The organism is Pseudomonas sp. HOU2 (genome assembly GCF_040729435.1).
GTDB lineage: Bacteria > Pseudomonadota > Gammaproteobacteria > Pseudomonadales > Pseudomonadaceae > Aquipseudomonas.
Genome location: NZ_CP160398.1, coordinates 1,959,364 through 1,975,775, shown reverse-complemented (window position 1 = coordinate 1,975,775; position 16,412 = coordinate 1,959,364). Strand labels below are relative to the sequence as shown.

The following is a 16,412-nucleotide window of genomic DNA, read 5'->3' as shown; positions in this document are numbered from 1 at the left end:
GCGAACACTGTGATTTCCGGTCAGTTTTCGAGAGGCCAGCGAGGCATTTGTACACTGGCCCCATCGGGCTTGGCAATCAGGCGCGGCGGGGCTGGCACAGCTCTGGTCGGTTTGTGACCCGAGATCCACCGGTTCGCTTGGTCGGATGCGCAGGTTGAAACATTTGCTAAAGCAAAGTGCTGGGTTATAAATAAATCACGAGCGACGCAGGAAGCCTCCGCATGGAATCGAAAGAAAAACTGTTAATGGAACTGCTGGGCCACACGGCACGCTCATTGACCCACCTCACCGCCTCGATGACCTCGATGTCCTTCGAACTGCTGCGCAGTGAAGATGACGTGGTCAAGGCTGCCAGTCGGCAGATGATCGACCGCATGGCGACCATCAGCGCCGGGCTCGACGAGCACTGGCGACTGATCGGCGAACTCACCGGCGTCCACGTCGCCCACGAGCAGATCGAGACCATCCAGGAAATCCAGCTGGCCGCGCCGCCCCAGCTTCCGGCGAACTGACGCGTCTATCGGCCGGCCTGATGGCCGCCGATTCACAAGACGAACGTCGCTGGCGCAGGTTCTGCGCCGGGGCCATAGTTTCGTTCCCGCGGGCCTGATTGCCTGCCCAGAACAAGACAGAGACTGGCCATGACCAAGACTCTCCATCACCGTGCCTGCCACCTGTGCGAAGCCATTTGCGGTCTGACCATCGAGACCACCGAAACCGATGGCAATGTCGCGATCACCTCGATCAAGGGTGACGCGCTCGACACGTTCAGTCGTGGGCACATCTGCCCCAAGGCCGTGGCCCTGCAAGACATTCAGAACGATCCCGACCGCCTGCGCCAGCCGATGCGCCGGGTCGGCAGCGAATGGCTGCCGATCGAGTGGGATGAGGCTTTTGCGCTGGTGGCCGAACGTCTGGCGGCGATTCAGCAGCGTCACGGGCAGAACGCGGTAGCGGTCTATCAGGGCAACCCGAGCGTGCACAACTACGGGCTGATGACCCACAGCAATTATTTCCTCGGCCTGCTGAAGACGCGCAACCGCTTCTCGGCGACTTCGGTCGATCAGTTGCCGCATCACCTGAGCAGTTACCTGATGTACGGCCACGGTTTGCTGTTGCCGATTCCGGACATCGATCACACCGATTTCATGCTGATCCTCGGCGGTAATCCGCTGGCGTCGAACGGCAGCATCATGACCGTGCCGGATGTCGAGAAGCGTCTGAAAGCGATTCAGGCGCGCGGCGGCAAAGTGGTGGTGGTCGATCCCCGGCGCAGCGAAACGGCAGCCATCGCCGATCAGCATCTGTTCGTGCGGCCCGGTGGCGACGCGGCGTTGTTGTTCGGGGTGCTCAACACTTTGTTCAGCGAAGGCCTGACCCGTGACAGTCACTTGCCGGTTGATGGTCTCGATGAAGTGCGCGCAGCTGTCGCCACGTTCACTGCCGAAGCCATGAGCCCGCTGTGCGCCGTTCCCGCTGAACAGATCCGCCAACTGGCCCGGGACTTCGCCGCCGCGCCGAGTGCGGTCTGCTACGGCCGGATGGGCGTTTCCACTCAGGCCTTCGGCACGCTGTGCCATTGGGTCGTGCAGTTGATCAATCTGGTGACTGGCAATCTTGATCGCGTCGGCGGTGCCTTGTGCACCGAGCCGGCGGTGGATCTGGTGGCATCGACCTCGGGCGGGCATTTCAACAAATGGCAGAGCCGCGTGTCCGGGCGGCCCGAGTACGGCGGCGAACTGCCGGTGTCGGCGCTGGCTGAAGAGATGCTCACTGAAGGTGAAGGGCAGATTCGCGCGCTGATCACCGTCGCCGGCAATCCGGTGTTGTCGACGCCGAACGGCCGGCAACTGGAGCAGGCGCTGGACGGTCTGGAGTTCATGCTCAGCATTGATCTGTACATTAACGAAACCACGCGCTACGCCGACTTGATCCTGCCATCGACCTCGGCGCTGGAGAACGATCACTACGACACCACGTTCAACCTGTTCGCGGTGCGCAACGTCACTCGCTTCAACCGGGCGATTCTCGCCAAACCCGAGGGCGCATTGCACGATTGGGAGATCTTTGTCGGCCTGGCCAAGGCGTTTGCCGAGAAGGCCGGCAAGGAACTGAAACCGACGATGCCGCCGGCGAAGATGATCGACATGGGCCTGCGCATGGGGCTGTACGGAGACGCGTCCGAGCAAAAGCTGTCATTGGCGACGTTGTTCGATCATCCGCACGGGATTGATCTTGGGGCGTTGAAACCGAATCTTGCAGCTCGCCTCAAAACGCCAGATCAACGGGTGCAGGCTGCGCCGCCGGAAATTCTTGCTGATCTCGCACGCTTTGCGGCCTTGCAGGCGCCGGCCGCCGATGAACTGCTGATGATTGGTCGTCGGCATGTGCGCAGTAACAATTCCTGGATGCACAATTATCATCGTCTGGTGAAGGGCAAGCCACGGCATCAATTGCTGATGCACCCGGATGACCTCGCCAGCCGTGGGCTCAACGATGGTCAGTTAGTTCGCGTCAGCTCGCGGGTAGGGCAGATCGAGGTCGAGGTGCTCGGCAGTCTGGACATGATGAAAGGCGTGGTTAGCCTGCCGCACGGTTGGGGGCATGCGCGGCCAGGTGTGCAAATGGCAATCGCCAGTGGGCAGCCAGGTTCGAGTGCTAATGATCTGACCGATGAGTGTCAGCTTGATGAACTGTCGGGCAACGCCGCGCTCAATGGCGTGCCGGTGACGGTGGCGGCGGCTTGAGCGTGACCGTCGGGGAGACCGAGCATGGCGCTCGGGATTCCGTTACAATGCGTCACCGTGCCGACCCATGAGTCGGAAAGTTCAGCCGAGGTGCTCCATGGATATCATCGAAACGATTAAAGAGCAGATTGCCAACAACACCATTCTGCTTTACATGAAAGGCTCGCCGAATGCCCCACAGTGTGGCTTCTCCGCGAAAGCTGCGCAGGCTGTGATGGGCTGTGGCGAGAAGTTCGCCTACGTCGACATCCTGCAGAACCCGGAAATCCGCGCCAACCTGCCGAAGTACGCCAACTGGCCGACTTTCCCGCAACTGTGGGTCGGCGGTGAACTGGTCGGCGGCAGCGACATCATGGCTGAAATGTTCGCCAACGGTGAACTGCAGACCCTGGTCAAGGAAGCATCGGCCAAGGCTGCTGCGGCCAAGTCCGAAGCCTGATCCGGCGTTCACTCGGCACAGGCTTCTGCTGTAGGAGCTGTCGAGTGAAACGAGGCTGCGATCTTTTGATCTTCAGCCAATAAAAAGCCCCGCACCTCATAAGAGGGCGGGGCTTTTTAGTGCGTTGGAAAAGTTAACGCGGGTAACCGGCGCAATCGAAAAAGATCGCAGCCTGCGGCAGCTCCTACTCTTCGCCCATCTGCGATTGCAGGTAGTTCTCGAGACCGACTTTATCGATCAGGCCCAGTTGGGTTTCCAGCCAGTCGATATGCTCTTCTTCGGATTCGAGAATGTCTTCGAGCAGTTCACGGCTGCCAAAGTCGCCAACCGATTCGCAATGGGCGATGGCGGCTTTCAGGTCGGCGTGGCCGGTCTTCTCGATCCGCAGGTCGCACTCGAGCATTTCCCGGGTGTGCTCGCCAATGTGCAGCTTGCCCAGATCCTGCACGTTCGGCAGGCCTTCAAGGAACAGGATGCGCTTGATCAGCTTGTCCGCGTGCTTCATCTCGTCGATGGATTCGTGGTACTCGTGCTTGCCCAGCTTGTTCAGGCCCCAATCTTCATACATGCGCGCATGCAGGAAGTACTGATTGATCGCGACCAGTTCATTGGCAAGGATCTTGTTGAGATGCTGGATGACTGTAATGTCGCCTTTCATGATGGGAGTCCTGCCCTGTAATAGCTGTATATAAGGCGGAGTTTGAGCTTGGTATTTATAAGTGTCAAACCTAAGTTATTGAATAATAAATGAAATTAAATCTGAATAAGAATGTTTGTGTTCCGCGTCTAGCGTCTAACCGATTGATTTGCGGGCATAAAAAAACCGGACATAAGTCCGGTTCTTCGAAATGGGGGGCAATTACGCGGCAGTAAATTCTACCGGATAGGGGATTGCGGCCTGAGCGGTTTGCAGCTTGGTCAGGGTTTCGCGCACCACTTCCTTGGCAAGGCAGGCACATTTGCCGCATTGACTGGCGACGCCGGTGGCCTGGCGGACTTCTTTGTAGCTGCAGCAACCTTCATAGATCGCTTCGCGGATCTGTCCGTCGGTGACGCCAGTGCAGAGACAAACATACATAAGTGAGAACCGTCGCTGGTTGTGACTCAATTGCGATGGATCTTAATGTTAACGAGAATGATTGTCAAAGTGCTTTCTGAATGGTTTTCGATCGGAAGGCGGGTCACTGACGAACGGTGATTACTGGCGAATTGCCTGGCCCCGAAAATGCTGCCCGGTTATCCGCTTTGGGTAAAAAACCGTTAAGGACAGGCGAAAAACGCAGTGTATGATGGTCGGCCCTTGCGAAGAGGGTTCGTGTCACAGGGCTGTCGCCTCAGGGTGGCAGGCTGGCCCGGACCCTGAACTTCAAGTTATTCACCAGGAGATATCCATGAGCGTACTCGTAGGCAAACAAGCCCCAGACTTCACCGTCCCGGCCGTACTCGGCAATGGCGAGATCGTTGACAGCTTCACCCTGTCCTCGGCCATCAAAGGCAAATACGGCCTGGTGTTCTTCTATCCACTGGACTTCACCTTCGTCTGCCCGTCCGAGCTGATCGCTCTGGACAACCGCATGGCTGACTTCAAGGCGCGCAACGTGGAAGTGGTCGCCGTGTCGATCGACTCGCACTTCACCCACAACGCCTGGCGCAACACCCCGGTCAACAACGGCGGCATCGGCCAGGTGAAATACACCATGGCTGCCGACATGAAGCACGAAATCGCCAAGGCCTACGACGTTGAGTCCGAAGGCGGCGTGGCTTTCCGTGGCGCATTCCTGATCGACGACAAGGGCGTTGTCCGCTCGCAGATCATCAACGACCTGCCGCTGGGCCGTAACATGGAAGAGCTGATCCGTCTGGTCGACGCGCTGCAATTCCACGAAGAGCACGGCGAAGTCTGCCCTGCCAACTGGAAAAAAGGCGACAAAGGCATGAACGCTTCGCCAGAAGGCGTTGCGGCTTACCTGACCGAGAACGCTGCTGCCCTGTAAGGCGCAACGTCGCGGTACAAAAAAACCGGCCCAAGTGGCCGGTTTTTTCATGCGCGGGATTTGGTCGACGTGAATCAGTCGTCGAAGTCTTCCCAGCCGCCCATCTGTTTCCAGCGGTTGACGATGCCGCAGAACAGCTCGGCGGTCTTCTCGGTGTCGTAACGCGCCGAATGCGCTTCACGGCCGTCGAAATCGATATCGGCTGCCTGACAGGCCTTGGCCAGAACGGTTTGACCGTAAGCCAGACCGGCCAGTGTCGCGGTGTCGAAGCTGGAGAACGGGTGGAACGGGTTGCGCTTCATGTCCAGACGCGCAACCGCGGCATTCAGAAAACCGAGGTCGAAGCTGCTGTTGTGGCCGACCAGGATCGCGCGCTTGCAGCCGTTGGCCTTCAGCGCCTTGCGGATGCCACGGAAGATGTCGGTCAGCGCGGTTTCTTCGCTGACGGCCATGCGCAGCGGATGATCGAGCTTGATCCCGGTGAACTCCAGTGCCGCCGCCTCGATGTTGGCGCCTTCGAACGGCTCGACGCGGAAGAAGTAGGTGTGATCCGGATAGACGAATCCCTTTTCATCCATGGCGATGGTAGTCGCGGCAATCTCCAGCAAAGCGTCGGTGGCCGAGTTGAAGCCACCGGTCTCTACATCGACGACAACCGGCAGGTAACCGCGAAAACGTGCTGCCATCGGGTGACGGGAACCGCCGCCGCCTTGACCGTCCAGTTCGTCGTCGAAATGGTCTTCACTCACGCGTGTTCCTCCAGCAGGCGCCAGCGCAGTTTTTCACCGGCGCGCAGCGGGATAACGTTCAGCTCGCCGAATGGCAGGCTGGTCGGGGCGGTCCATTCTTCACGAACCAGGGTGATGCGATCGGTGTTGGCTGGCAAGCCGTAGAAACGCGGACCGTTGAGGCTGGCGAACGCTTCGAGCTTGTCCAGCGCATTGCGCTGTTCAAAGGCTTCGGCATACAGCTCGATGGCGGCGTACGCGGTGTAGCAGCCGGCGCAGCCGCAGGCGGCTTCCTTGGCGTGCTGGGCGTGCGGTGCCGAGTCGGTACCCAGGAAGAACTTGGCGCTGCCGCTGGTGGCGGCGTCAAGCAGGGCTTCCTGATGGGTATTGCGCTTGAGGATCGGCAGGCAGTAGAAGTGCGGCCGAATCCCGCCGACCAGCATGTGGTTGCGGTTGTACAGCAGGTGGTGCGCGGTGATGGTCGCGCCGACGTTGGCCGAAGCTTCGTTGACGAACTGCACGGCGTCGCCGGTGGTGATGTGTTCGAACACCACTTTGAGCGTCGGGAAACGCTCGACCACACGGCGCATGTGCTCATCGATGAAAATCTTTTCGCGGTCGAAAACGTCGACATCGCCACGGGTGACCTCGCCGTGGATCAGCAGCGGCATGCCGACTTCGGCCATGGCCTCCAGCGCCGGGAAGATTTTGTCGATGCTGGTGACTCCGGAATCGGAGTTGGTGGTGGCGCCGGCCGGGTACAGCTTGGCGGCGTGCACGAAACCGCTGGCCTTGGCCTCACGAATTTCTTCGGGCTGGGTGCGGTCGGTGAGGTACAGCACCATCAGCGGTTCGAAACGACTGCCGGCCGGGCGGGCAGCGAGAATCCGCTGGCGATAGCCATCGGCTTCAGCGGCGTTGCGCACCGGTGGTACCAGGTTGGGCATGATGATGGCGCGGCCAAAGGTGCGCGCCACATCGGCAACGGTATTGGTCAACACGGCACCATCGCGAAGATGAATGTGCCAGTCGTCGGGACGCAGCAGGGTCAGGCGGTCGGACATGAGGGGATTCCAGGCGGGTCAAACTGAGGGGAATGCTACCGGAAAAGACTCTTGCAGGCACTCGCTATCAAGTTTTGCAGGATCCTTCCGATATCCCGTAGGTATGCCGTAAACATAGTGTGAATCGGTCTTTGTGTTACAGAAGCCAATGGAGCCTCCCGTGCGCCAGCGATATTTAGCCTTGCTCAGTGTGTTTGCCAGCCTCCCCGCGATGGCGCTCACCTACCAGACGCGTCTGGAGAACATTGAGTGGACGGTCGAGGGCGACAAGTTCGAGTGCCGCCTGACCCAGCCGATCACCGATTTCGGCTCGGGCCAGTTCGTGCGCAAGGCCGGCGAGCAGGCGATATTCCGCCTCAATGCCTACAACGCCATGCTCGGTGGCGGTTCGGCGACCTTGCTCGCGGCGGCAGCGCCATGGCAGCCGGGGCGCAACGACATCAACCTGGGCAGCGTCAGGATCGGCACCGGCAACGTGCTGTTCAACAGCTCACAATCCCAGGCCGGCGGGCTGATCAGCGGTCTGCTCGATGGTCGCAGCCCGGTGGTGCGCCGTGCGTCCGGCGATGGCCGGGTTTCGGAAGTGCGTCTGCTGCCGGTGAAGTTCAGCAAAGCGTTCAATGATTACCAGACGTGTGTGGCGAAGTTGCTGCCGCAGAATTTCGATCAGGTGAAACAATCGCAGATCGGCTTCCCCGGCGAAGGCACCGATCTGGATGCTGCCGCCAAAGCCAAGCTGCAGGTGATGCTCGAGTTCATGAAGGCCGATCCGACGGTCAATCACATCGAACTGGATGGCTATTCCGACAACAGCGGCAACCGTCTGACCAACCGTGAACTGTCGCGCCGTCGCGCGCTGGCAGTCGTCGACTTCTTCAAGGCCAATGGCATCGCCGAATCGCAGATAACCGTGCGTTTCCACGGCGAGCAATACCCGCTGGTGCCGAACAACAATGCGGCCAACCGGGCGAAGAATCGCCGGGTCAGCGTGAAGCTTGCGCGCGTGGCACCGACCACCGCGCCAGCACCGCAAGCCAGTACGCCGGCCAACGCTGCGGCGACTTCCTGACCCGCCGGTCATCGTCGCGCTCTCGACAGATTCTGTCGCTTTGTCGTCTTAAGCTGTCGCGCCTCTGTAAATTCTCGGATTTGAGCGGTAGACTCCTCGGCTTTCCGTAGAACCCCGTGGAGTGATGGCATGGCGGACGTAAACAAGGTCGTTCTGGCGTATTCCGGCGGCCTGGACACTTCGGTGATCCTTAAGTGGCTGCAGGATACTTATAACTGTGAAGTGGTGACCTTCACCGCTGACCTGGGTCAGGGCGAAGAGGTCGAGCCGGCACGCGCCAAGGCTCAGGCCATGGGCGTCAAAGAAATCTACATCGACGACCTGCGCGAAGAATTCGTGCGTGATTTCGTGTTCCCGATGTTCCGCGCCAACACCGTTTACGAAGGCGAGTACCTGCTGGGTACTTCCATCGCACGTCCGCTGATCGCCAAACGCCTGATCGAAATCGCCAACGAAACCGGCGCTGACGCCATTTCCCATGGCGCCACCGGCAAGGGCAACGACCAGGTGCGTTTCGAACTGGGTGCCTACGCGCTCAAGCCAGGGGTGAAAGTGATTGCGCCATGGCGTGAGTGGGACCTGCTGTCGCGCGAGAAGCTGATGGACTACGCCGAGAAGCACGCGATCCCGATCGAGCGTCACGGCAAGAAGAAGTCCCCGTACTCCATGGATGCCAACCTGCTGCACATCTCCTATGAAGGCGGCGTGCTGGAAGACACCTGGACCGAGCACGAAGAAGATATGTGGCGCTGGACCGTCTCCCCGGAGAAGGCTCCCGACACCCCGCAATACCTGGAACTGACCTACCGTAACGGCGACATCGTTGCGCTGGACGGCGTCGAAATGACCCCGGCCACCGTACTGGCAACGCTGAACAAGATCGGTGGGCAGCACGGTATCGGCCGTCTCGACATCGTTGAAAACCGTTACGTGGGCATGAAGTCCCGTGGCTGCTACGAAACCCCGGGCGGCACCATCATGTTGCGCGCGCACCGCGCCATCGAATCGATCACTCTGGACCGCGAAGTCGCTCACCTCAAAGACGAGCTGATGCCGAAATACGCCAGTCTGATCTACACCGGCTACTGGTGGAGCCCGGAGCGTCTGATGCTGCAACAGATGATCGACGCTTCGCAGGTCAACGTGAACGGTGTGGTTCGCCTGAAGCTGTACAAAGGCAACGTGATCGTTACCGGCCGCAAGTCCGACGATTCGCTGTTCGACGCCAACATCGCGACCTTTGAAGAAGACGGCGGCGCTTATAACCAGGCCGACGCGGCGGGCTTCATCAAGCTCAACGCGCTGCGCATGCGCATTGCCGCGAACAAGGGCCGCAAGCTGTTCTAAGCCTTGCGGACCCGTGAAGAAATGGCGGCTTGTCACAGTGACAAAGCCGCCATTTTTTTTCCTGTGTGTCCGGCCCGACTCTGGAGCGTTGGTCGGTACGGTCAATTTCAGTATTTTTTCGAATGTCCACTTCAGGCATCAACTCTGCGTTTTTCATACGCCTCTTAATACCGTAGTACTTTGCGCGGTCACGTTGTAGGCAATGAAAATTTTGGCACCCCCGTTTTTTTTCGATTGCTTGATAAGACTGGGGGTGATTTGTTTGAGCAAAACGCCGGACGCCGAATCGGTCAAAAAAACCACCACCTTGGCCGATTGCCCGCCAAGGTGCGGGAAGTGTTCAGCCAGGGTGTTGAACGCCTGCGCGCTGCTCATCGGGCGTACATCTAGCGCACGCAATGTGCCCATGGGTTTGGGCAGTTGAATGTTGTGCTCAATCCAGAGGCGCTCCGTACAGGACTTGCCTGTGCCGTCCGAATAGCGACGCCCCGGATCAGTATTGTGTGCAGACAACGTCCATTGCAAACCGTTTGAAGTTGCTGTCCCGTCTGCCGCTGCACAAGCGCCTGGTGTAGGCGCACACGGTGTGGGTTCGGCCGGTTTCAACTCGTCAAAGACTTGCAGAAAACTGTCGTCATTGTCGAAGTCCGAGGGGGCATACAATGATCGGTAGTTGAAATTTAGCGTTAAAAAAAATAGCAGCAGCAAGTAAAACGGGAAGCTGATCAGGAACCAGACATAAACTTCTCTTTCGTCGCTATCAAGAAAGGGTAAGGAGATGGCTGCCGATGACTCGGAAATAAATGCAAATATCGTAATTACAGTCATGGGGTTGGTTATTCTCTTTTTGATTTTTATCATGGCGTTTGCTCATTAAGTGTGTATTCCATTGTGTTTGTTGAATGGTTTTTGTGTGGGTGAGGTTTTGCGTTTGATGCTCTTTTTTATATTAAAAGAAATCCGTTGGGTAGAAGTATCTTGTTTCAGACGTTGATTTGTTAAAGTGTGCAGATGGTTTTTTCTATCTTCTTGGCAATTGATTGGTTATCTTATTTTTTCAGGATGTCGGTAATGCGCAGTCATGCAATGACAGCGCTTTTTCAAACTTTTGCTGGGCGTGCCACTCGGAGGCGTCGCCAGGCATGGCCTCAAGGGCGTAGTATTTTTCACGTCGAAGTCGCTATCAGAGAAACAGTTGGCGCACGCCAATATCATCGTTGTCAGGTTTTTTGTAGGAATAATCTTTTTTTGTTGTAGGGAATGTCTTTGGCTGGGAGTGCGATGGAACTCTCTTGTGCCATGTCGGAAGTGACTAGGCTATTGTGCGGATTCTAAAAATTCGAACAGCGAAACTGGACTTGCCCATGAATAAAGTGCTGATCGTGGATGATCACCCCGTCATTCGTCTTGCTGTGCGTATGCTGATGGAACGTCATGGCTACGAAGTTATTGCCGAAACAGATAATGGCGTGGACGCGTTACAACTTGCTCGTGAACAGATGCCGGATATCGTTATTCTGGATATTGGAATTCCCAAGCTCGACGGCCTGGAAGTTATCGCGCGTCTGAACTCGACACCGATGCCCTTGAAAGTTCTGGTGCTGACTTCCCAGGCACCGGGACATTTTTCGATGCGCTGCATGCAGTCGGGTGCGGCGGGATATGTCTGTAAACAACAGGATCTGACTGAATTGCTCAGTGCGATCAAAGCCGTACTGTCCGGGTACAGCTATTTTCCAAACCAGGCCCTGCATACTGTGCGGACCAGTCTGGGCAATGCCAGTGAAGCCGATATGGTGGACCGTCTTTCCGGCCGGGAAATGATGGTGCTGCAGCAATTGGCGCGGGGCAAGACCAACAAGGAAATTGCCGACGGCATGTTTCTCAGCAACAAGACGGTCAGCACGTACAAGACGCGTCTGTTATTGAAGCTCAATGCCCGGTCGCTGGTGGATCTGATTGAGTTGGCGCAACGTAACGGACTGGTCTGATGATCCTGATTGCCGAGGATTCATGGGCCACGCAGTGTCGGATTTCCCAGACAGTAAAAAGCCTCCGGTTCGGGAGGCTTTCAAGTGTCAGAGGTCAAAATCGTAATCAGCCAATTGCTTTTGCAGTCGGCGCTCCTCAAGCAGGTTATCGATGGTGCGACGTTTGCTCAGATTGGTCTTGGCAACCTCGACCACCGGTTCGGCGTCGTCGGTTTCCACAGCGGTAAAATCGTCATCTACGTCCAGTTGTTCTTTGCTGTCAGTCATAAGGTGAACTCCAGGCTAAGACTGCCTTTGGCGCTCCTTATATCGATATTCCTGCTGCGGGTAAAAAAGATTTTTTCAATCGAAGAATCAATTATTCCAATAGCCAATCAATCGTCCGAAGTTTTGTGTTTGTACTCGCACAAATCTTCGATCCGGCAGCTGCCACAGCGGGGCTTGCGCGCCAGACACACATAGCGACCGTGCAGAATCAGCCAGTGGTGAGAATCCAGCAGGTAGTCTTTTGGCACAAACTTCATCAGCTTGTTTTCCACTTCAACCACATTTTTACCCGGGGCAATGCCGGTGCGGTTGCTCACGCGAAAAATGTGCGTGTCGACCGCCATGGTCAACTGACGGAAAGCGGTATTGAGGACTACGTTGGCCGTCTTGCGGCCGACGCCGGGCAGCGCTTCCAGTTCTTCGCGCGTCTGCGGGACTTCGCCATTGTGCAGCTCGACCAGCATGCGGCAGGTCTCGATCACGTTTTTCGCTTTGCTGTTATAGAGGCCGATGGTCTTGATGTATTCGGACAGTCCTTCGACGCCCAACGCGTGGATCGCTGCCGGGGTATTGGCCACCGGGAACAGTTTGGCCGTGGCCTTGTTGACGCCGACGTCGGTTGATTGCGCCGAAAGGATGACCGCAATCAACAACTCGAACGGCGAGGAATAGGCCAGTTCGGTCTTCGGCTCGGGATTGTCCTCATGAAGTCTGCGGAAGATTTCCAGACGTTTTGCGGCATTCATGGATGATGTGTTTCCTTGGAGGTAGCGTTCGAGCGGGTCCAGGCCTGGCGGGCGGCGAGCAGTAGTCCGAGCAGGATGAAGGCGCCGGGAACCAGGGTGAGCAAGTGCAGCCCGTCGCTGAACAGAATCAGGCCTTGCCAGTGCTCAGGCAGGCCACGGCCGATGTGGCCCTGACCGAACAGTTCACGCAGTACCGCCAGCGCGAGTAACAGTGCGCTCGACAGGCCAAAAAACTTCAGGCATTCGGTCAGCGCCTGACGAAAGAATCCATTGTATTCCAGCACCACACACTGCAAGGCGATCAGCCCGGTATAGATTCCGAGTGACTGTTGCCACTGCAACGCCCAACGCTGCGCGAGGATATTGGCGCAACTGGTCAGGGTGGCGGCCAGCAGCAGACTGGCGAGTATCAGGTTGCTGTCAGACAGTCGCGAGCGCAATGGAGCGATACATACGCCGTGAACCGCCACGACGGCGCCCGACATCAGCAGCATGCCCAGTGCGCCAGCCAGTGTCGTACTGGTGCCAAGTAGCAGAACCAGCAGCAAGGCATTCGTCAGGTTCACCGGTCGGTTCATGATCCGCTCCCGAGCAAGGTTGCACGGTGCTCATCAAAGTAGCGCAGGGCGTCATGGATGGCATTGACGGTGGCCCGGGATGTAATGGTGGCTCCCGCCAGTTGATCGAACTGTCCCTGATCTTTTTTCAGTGCCCAGCCTGCATCGTCAGGTGCGTTGCGCGACTTGCCGGTAAATGTCGCCAGCCAGTGATTCGGCCAGTCGCCGATAAGTCCGCCGAGCGCCGGCGTTTCGTTGTGCCGCAGGGTTTTTACCCCCAGCAGTCTGCCGTTGGCATCAATGACGATCAGCAGTTCGATAACGCCGGCATAGCCCTCGGTTTGCGAGCGCAACAACACTGCCACCGGCTGCCCGAGTCTGGTAGCGCGGTAGCCTGCCAGCAGAGTGCTGTGGCTCAACGTCATATCAGTCAACGCCAGCGGCTGTTCCAGTGGCTGGTTGTCGTAGGCATCGGCTGCGAGTACATCCAGCAACTTGCGGCTGTCGAGCAAGCGTTGCTCGCTGGCAATCTGCGGCGCACTGGCGCGCTGCACCACATAAGTCAGGCCGAGACCGGCGCCAGTCATCAGTACAAGCGTCACGACTGCAGCCACGCGGTTCATGATTGCACCTGCGTCTGGCGGGCAGCGGCAAAACGTTCCAGAGCCGGTACACACAGATTCATCAGCAACACGGCAAACGCGACACCGTCCGGGTAGCCGCCCCAGGTGCGGATCAGGTAGGTCAGCAAGCCGACACCCACGCCGAACAGCAGTCGGGCCAACGCACTTTTGGCGCCGGATACTGGTTCGGTAATGATGAAAAATGCACCGAGCATGGTTGCGCCGCTCAGCAGATGAAACAGCGGTGAGCCGTGGGAATCGGAACCCGAACCGTTCCAGCAGAGCAGACTGACGACAAACAGGCTGGCCAGCATGCCGACCGGCGCCTGCCAGGCAATCACCCGGCGTTGCAATAAAACCAGTCCACCGGCGAGAAACGCCAGATTGATCCACTCCACACCGCGACCACCGAAACGCCCGAACGCCGGATTGGCCGCGAACAATTCATCGATGGTCAGGCTTTTGTTGATGCGCAGGCTGTCCAGCGCGGTGGCCTGAACCCAGGCGTCCGGGACCTGACCAAGATTCAAGACGTGTGCAAAAGCGGCCTGCAGATTCATGCCATGCGCCGGCCAGTGGGTCATTGGCTGCGGGAACAGCAGCATCGTCAGGGCGAAACCGAGCATGGCCGGGTTGAACGGGTTCTTGCCGACGCCACCGTATAAATGCTTGCCGAACAGCAGCCCCGAAGCCACCGCACTAACGGTCAGCCACCACGGGCAATACGGCGGCAGCGCAGCGGCCAGCAGTGCCGCGCTGACCAGTGCGCTGCCATCACTGAGCGTTGGTTGCAAAGGTTGTCGGCGCAGGCGGGCGACGCCAGCCTCGATCAGCAGCGCGGTGCTCGCCGCCAGGATCAGGTTGATCAACACGCCCCAGCCGTAAAACCAGAACAACGCCAACAGCCCCGGCAGCGTGGCCAGCAGCACCTGCTTCATCGCCTGTTGCAGCCGATCATCCGGTGCTTCACGGGGCGACATGATCTTGCACCTGCCGCTCGGCGTCTTGCAGGCGCGCGCGGGCCTTGTCGAGGATGTCGTCCGGCGTGTCGGCGCGGCGCTCGAGTTTGCTCAGGTCGGCACGGGCGTAGGCCAGTTCGGTTTTCAACTGACGGAGCTGGCTGTCGATCGGACGTTTTTCCACACGCATCAGATCCGGTACAGCCTGCTCGCTCGAGGCTTCGGCAGCGTGAAGGGCTTGCTCGGCATCACGCAAGGCCTGTTCCAGCGTAGCGATCTGTTCCGGCGGCGCCTCGGCAGTCTGAGCCTTTTTCAGTTCGGCGCGGCGCATCGCCAACTGGATTTTCGCCCGCTTCAGGTCGGCGTCTTTCGCCGGAGCCGGAGCCGGAGCCGGAGCCGGGGCCGCAGCCGCAGCCGCAGCGGCTGGAGCGGTGGCGGCGCTGCTTTCGAGTTTCGCCAACGCCTGTTCGGCGGCTTCGAACTGCTGTTGCAACACGATCAGCTGCGATTGCTGTTCGAAGGTCGGTGGATGGCCGAAGGCTTTCAGCGATTTGTGCAATTGCGCGCGGCTCATGGCGACATCGATCTTGGCTTTTTTCAGCGCGGCGTCGGCGGTCGCGGCTTTCTGCGCGCGCACCCGTTCCAGAGCGGCCTGCACCGGATCGAGAGTGGCCACCGCCGGTTGCGCTGAGCGCTGCGCCCGGGCTTCGCGCTCAGCCTGTTTCTGCTGTTCCTCGCGTTGCAAGCGGGCGTTGCGGCGTTCAAACCGCTGGCGCGCATGATCGCGTTTGGCCGCGCGTGCGCGCTGTTCTTCAAGGCTGGATGCCAGGCCACCGACCACCGGCAATGTGCCGAGCGGCAGTGGATGCATCTCGATGCAATCCACCGGGCACGGCGCCACGCACAGGTCGCAACCGGTGCATTCGTCGATCAGTACGGTGTGCATCAGTTTCGCCGCGCCGACGATGGCGTCGATCGGGCAGGCCTGGATGCACTTGGTACAGCCGATACACTCAGCCTCGCGAATGTACGCCACTTGTGGCGGTGCCGAGCCACGGCTGACGTCCAGCTCCAGCACCGGCACGTTCAACAGTTCTGCCAGGGCGGCGACGGTTTCGTCACCGCCGGGCGGGCACTTGTTGATCGGTTCGCCATCGACGATGCCTTGCGCATAGGGCTTGCACCCGGGGTGGCCGCATTTGCCGCATTGGGTCTGCGGCAGGAGGGCATCGATGAGTTGAATCAGACTCATGTTTTGATCAGTCCACTGAATCCGAGAAAAATCACTGCGATCAGTCCGGCGCCGATCAGGTCGATCGGCAAGCCGCGAAAGGGCAGGGGAATGTCATTGTCCGCCGTGCGTTCACGCAAGTCGCTGAACAGGCTCAGCACCAGCCAGAAACCCAGCCCGGCCCCCAGGCTCAGCGCCGTTGCCTGCAGCAGGCCACGATCATTGTGTGCATTGATCAAGGCCAGCCCCAGCACGCCGGCATTGCCCAACAACAACGGCCATAGTCCGGCGAAGGGCCAGTCAGGCAGCGCGCGAGTCAGCAGCTTCAGCAGCGGTGCGATCAGCAGCACGCTGAGCGGCAGGAACACAAACAGCTGCAGGGCCTGCAGTTGCAGCGGCACCAGTAGCCAGTGCCACAGCACATAACCGATGAAGCCGACGCTCAGCATCAGGCACGCCGTCGCCAGCCCTAGCGCATGCACCTGGCGCCGACTGCCGGCCAGCAACGGATCGACGCCCAGCGGCCAGTGCAACACGAAGTTGTTGAGCAGGGCGGCACTGATCAGCGTAAGCGCAAGTTCGGTCATGGTTCTGCCGGCAGCAACGGGCGGGTGTCACTCAAGGTTAGGCATTATCCGGCACCCGCGAAG

General features: G+C 58.8%; 19 protein-coding genes. 7 read left to right on the top strand and 12 right to left on the bottom strand.

Annotated features, from left to right (window positions below):
* The first annotated feature begins 221 nt into the window (after nt 1–221).
* From ABV589_RS08835 to grxD, 3 genes are all read left to right on the top strand, one after another.
* Nucleotides 222–512 (top strand): hypothetical protein, encoded by a 291-nt coding sequence (locus ABV589_RS08835; protein ID WP_007963969.1) that lies wholly within the window; start codon nt 222–224, stop codon nt 510–512.
* Nucleotides 513–641: 129 nt separating this feature from the next.
* Nucleotides 642–2,747, top strand: coding sequence for a molybdopterin oxidoreductase family protein (locus tag ABV589_RS08830; RefSeq protein WP_367085588.1), 2,106 nt, complete (start codon nt 642–644; stop codon nt 2,745–2,747).
* A 97-nt stretch (nt 2,748–2,844) separates the two neighbouring features.
* Nucleotides 2,845–3,186: a Grx4 family monothiol glutaredoxin gene (grxD, locus tag ABV589_RS08825; protein ID WP_003227729.1), complete on the top strand. Its 342-nt coding sequence runs from the start codon at nt 2,845–2,847 to the stop codon at nt 3,184–3,186.
* 184 nt (nt 3,187–3,370) lie between these two features.
* Here the strand turns inward: grxD and bfr are convergent, their stop codons facing one another.
* Nucleotides 3,371–3,844, bottom strand: coding sequence for a bacterioferritin (bfr, locus tag ABV589_RS08820; RefSeq protein WP_007963971.1), 474 nt, complete (start codon nt 3,842–3,844; stop codon nt 3,371–3,373).
* Between the two features lie 201 nt (nt 3,845–4,045).
* Complete coding sequence (locus ABV589_RS08815) at nt 4,046–4,264, bottom strand: bacterioferritin-associated ferredoxin (protein WP_003227725.1); 219 nt, start codon at nt 4,262–4,264, stop codon at nt 4,046–4,048.
* Nucleotides 4,265–4,577: 313 nt separating this feature from the next.
* Here ABV589_RS08815 and ABV589_RS08810 point away from each other — a divergent pair, with 313 nt between their 5' ends.
* The gene (locus ABV589_RS08810) at nt 4,578–5,180 is read left to right on the top strand and encodes a peroxiredoxin (RefSeq protein WP_007963972.1); all 603 of its coding nucleotides are present in this window, start codon (nt 4,578–4,580) and stop codon (nt 5,178–5,180) included.
* Between the two features lie 74 nt (nt 5,181–5,254).
* Here the strand turns inward: ABV589_RS08810 and rnt are convergent, their stop codons facing one another.
* Both rnt and pyrC read right to left on the bottom strand, forming a co-directional pair.
* Nucleotides 5,255–5,929 (bottom strand): ribonuclease T, encoded by a 675-nt coding sequence (gene rnt, locus ABV589_RS08805; protein ID WP_095136951.1) that lies wholly within the window; start codon nt 5,927–5,929, stop codon nt 5,255–5,257.
* The gene (pyrC, locus tag ABV589_RS08800; RefSeq protein ID WP_047296199.1) at nt 5,926–6,972 is read right to left on the bottom strand and encodes a dihydroorotase; all 1,047 of its coding nucleotides are present in this window, start codon (nt 6,970–6,972) and stop codon (nt 5,926–5,928) included. The genes rnt and pyrC overlap by 4 nt, the downstream gene beginning before the upstream one ends.
* A gap of 160 nt (nt 6,973–7,132) precedes the next feature.
* On the opposite strand from pyrC, the gene ABV589_RS08795 reads away from it, so the two are divergent.
* Nucleotides 7,133–8,041, top strand: coding sequence for an OmpA family protein (locus tag ABV589_RS08795; RefSeq protein ID WP_096795143.1), 909 nt, complete (start codon nt 7,133–7,135; stop codon nt 8,039–8,041).
* A 129-nt stretch (nt 8,042–8,170) separates the two neighbouring features.
* Nucleotides 8,171–9,388 (top strand): argininosuccinate synthase, encoded by a 1,218-nt coding sequence (locus ABV589_RS08790; protein WP_007963976.1) that lies wholly within the window; start codon nt 8,171–8,173, stop codon nt 9,386–9,388.
* 153 nt (nt 9,389–9,541) lie between these two features.
* Here the strand turns inward: ABV589_RS08790 and ABV589_RS08785 are convergent, their stop codons facing one another.
* Nucleotides 9,542–10,249: a hypothetical protein gene (locus ABV589_RS08785; protein WP_367085587.1), complete on the bottom strand. Its 708-nt coding sequence runs from the start codon at nt 10,247–10,249 to the stop codon at nt 9,542–9,544.
* Between the two features lie 503 nt (nt 10,250–10,752).
* On the opposite strand from ABV589_RS08785, the gene ABV589_RS08780 reads away from it, so the two are divergent.
* Nucleotides 10,753–11,379 carry a response regulator transcription factor gene (locus ABV589_RS08780; RefSeq protein ID WP_003227711.1) on the top strand — a complete coding sequence of 209 codons (627 nt, stop codon included), beginning with the start codon at nt 10,753–10,755 and terminating at the stop codon, nt 11,377–11,379.
* An 87-nt stretch (nt 11,380–11,466) separates the two neighbouring features.
* Here the strand turns inward: ABV589_RS08780 and ABV589_RS08775 are convergent, their stop codons facing one another.
* From ABV589_RS08775 to ABV589_RS08745, 7 genes are all read right to left on the bottom strand, one after another.
* The gene (locus tag ABV589_RS08775) at nt 11,467–11,646 is read right to left on the bottom strand and encodes a PA3496 family putative envelope integrity protein (protein ID WP_041068377.1); all 180 of its coding nucleotides are present in this window, start codon (nt 11,644–11,646) and stop codon (nt 11,467–11,469) included.
* A gap of 107 nt (nt 11,647–11,753) precedes the next feature.
* Nucleotides 11,754–12,392 (bottom strand): endonuclease III, encoded by a 639-nt coding sequence (nth, locus tag ABV589_RS08770; RefSeq protein WP_367085586.1) that lies wholly within the window; start codon nt 12,390–12,392, stop codon nt 11,754–11,756.
* Nucleotides 12,389–12,970: an Rnf-Nqr domain containing protein gene (locus tag ABV589_RS08765; protein ID WP_367085585.1), complete on the bottom strand. Its 582-nt coding sequence runs from the start codon at nt 12,968–12,970 to the stop codon at nt 12,389–12,391. Before ABV589_RS08765 ends, nth begins: the two co-directional genes overlap by 4 nt.
* Nucleotides 12,967–13,572 carry an RnfABCDGE type electron transport complex subunit G gene (locus tag ABV589_RS08760; RefSeq protein ID WP_367085584.1) on the bottom strand — a complete coding sequence of 202 codons (606 nt, stop codon included), beginning with the start codon at nt 13,570–13,572 and terminating at the stop codon, nt 12,967–12,969. Before ABV589_RS08760 ends, ABV589_RS08765 begins: the two co-directional genes overlap by 4 nt.
* Nucleotides 13,569–14,552: an RnfABCDGE type electron transport complex subunit D gene (locus ABV589_RS08755; RefSeq protein ID WP_367085583.1), complete on the bottom strand. Its 984-nt coding sequence runs from the start codon at nt 14,550–14,552 to the stop codon at nt 13,569–13,571. The genes ABV589_RS08760 and ABV589_RS08755 overlap by 4 nt, the downstream gene beginning before the upstream one ends.
* A complete protein-coding gene (rsxB, locus tag ABV589_RS08750) occupies nt 14,539–15,783 on the bottom strand; it encodes an electron transport complex subunit RsxB (RefSeq protein ID WP_367085582.1) in 1,245 nt (414 codons plus the stop codon). Before rsxB ends, ABV589_RS08755 begins: the two co-directional genes overlap by 14 nt.
* Complete coding sequence (locus tag ABV589_RS08745) at nt 15,780–16,349, bottom strand: Rnf-Nqr domain containing protein (protein WP_007963994.1); 570 nt, start codon at nt 16,347–16,349, stop codon at nt 15,780–15,782. Before ABV589_RS08745 ends, rsxB begins: the two co-directional genes overlap by 4 nt.
* Nucleotides 16,350–16,412 lie beyond the last annotated feature (63 nt).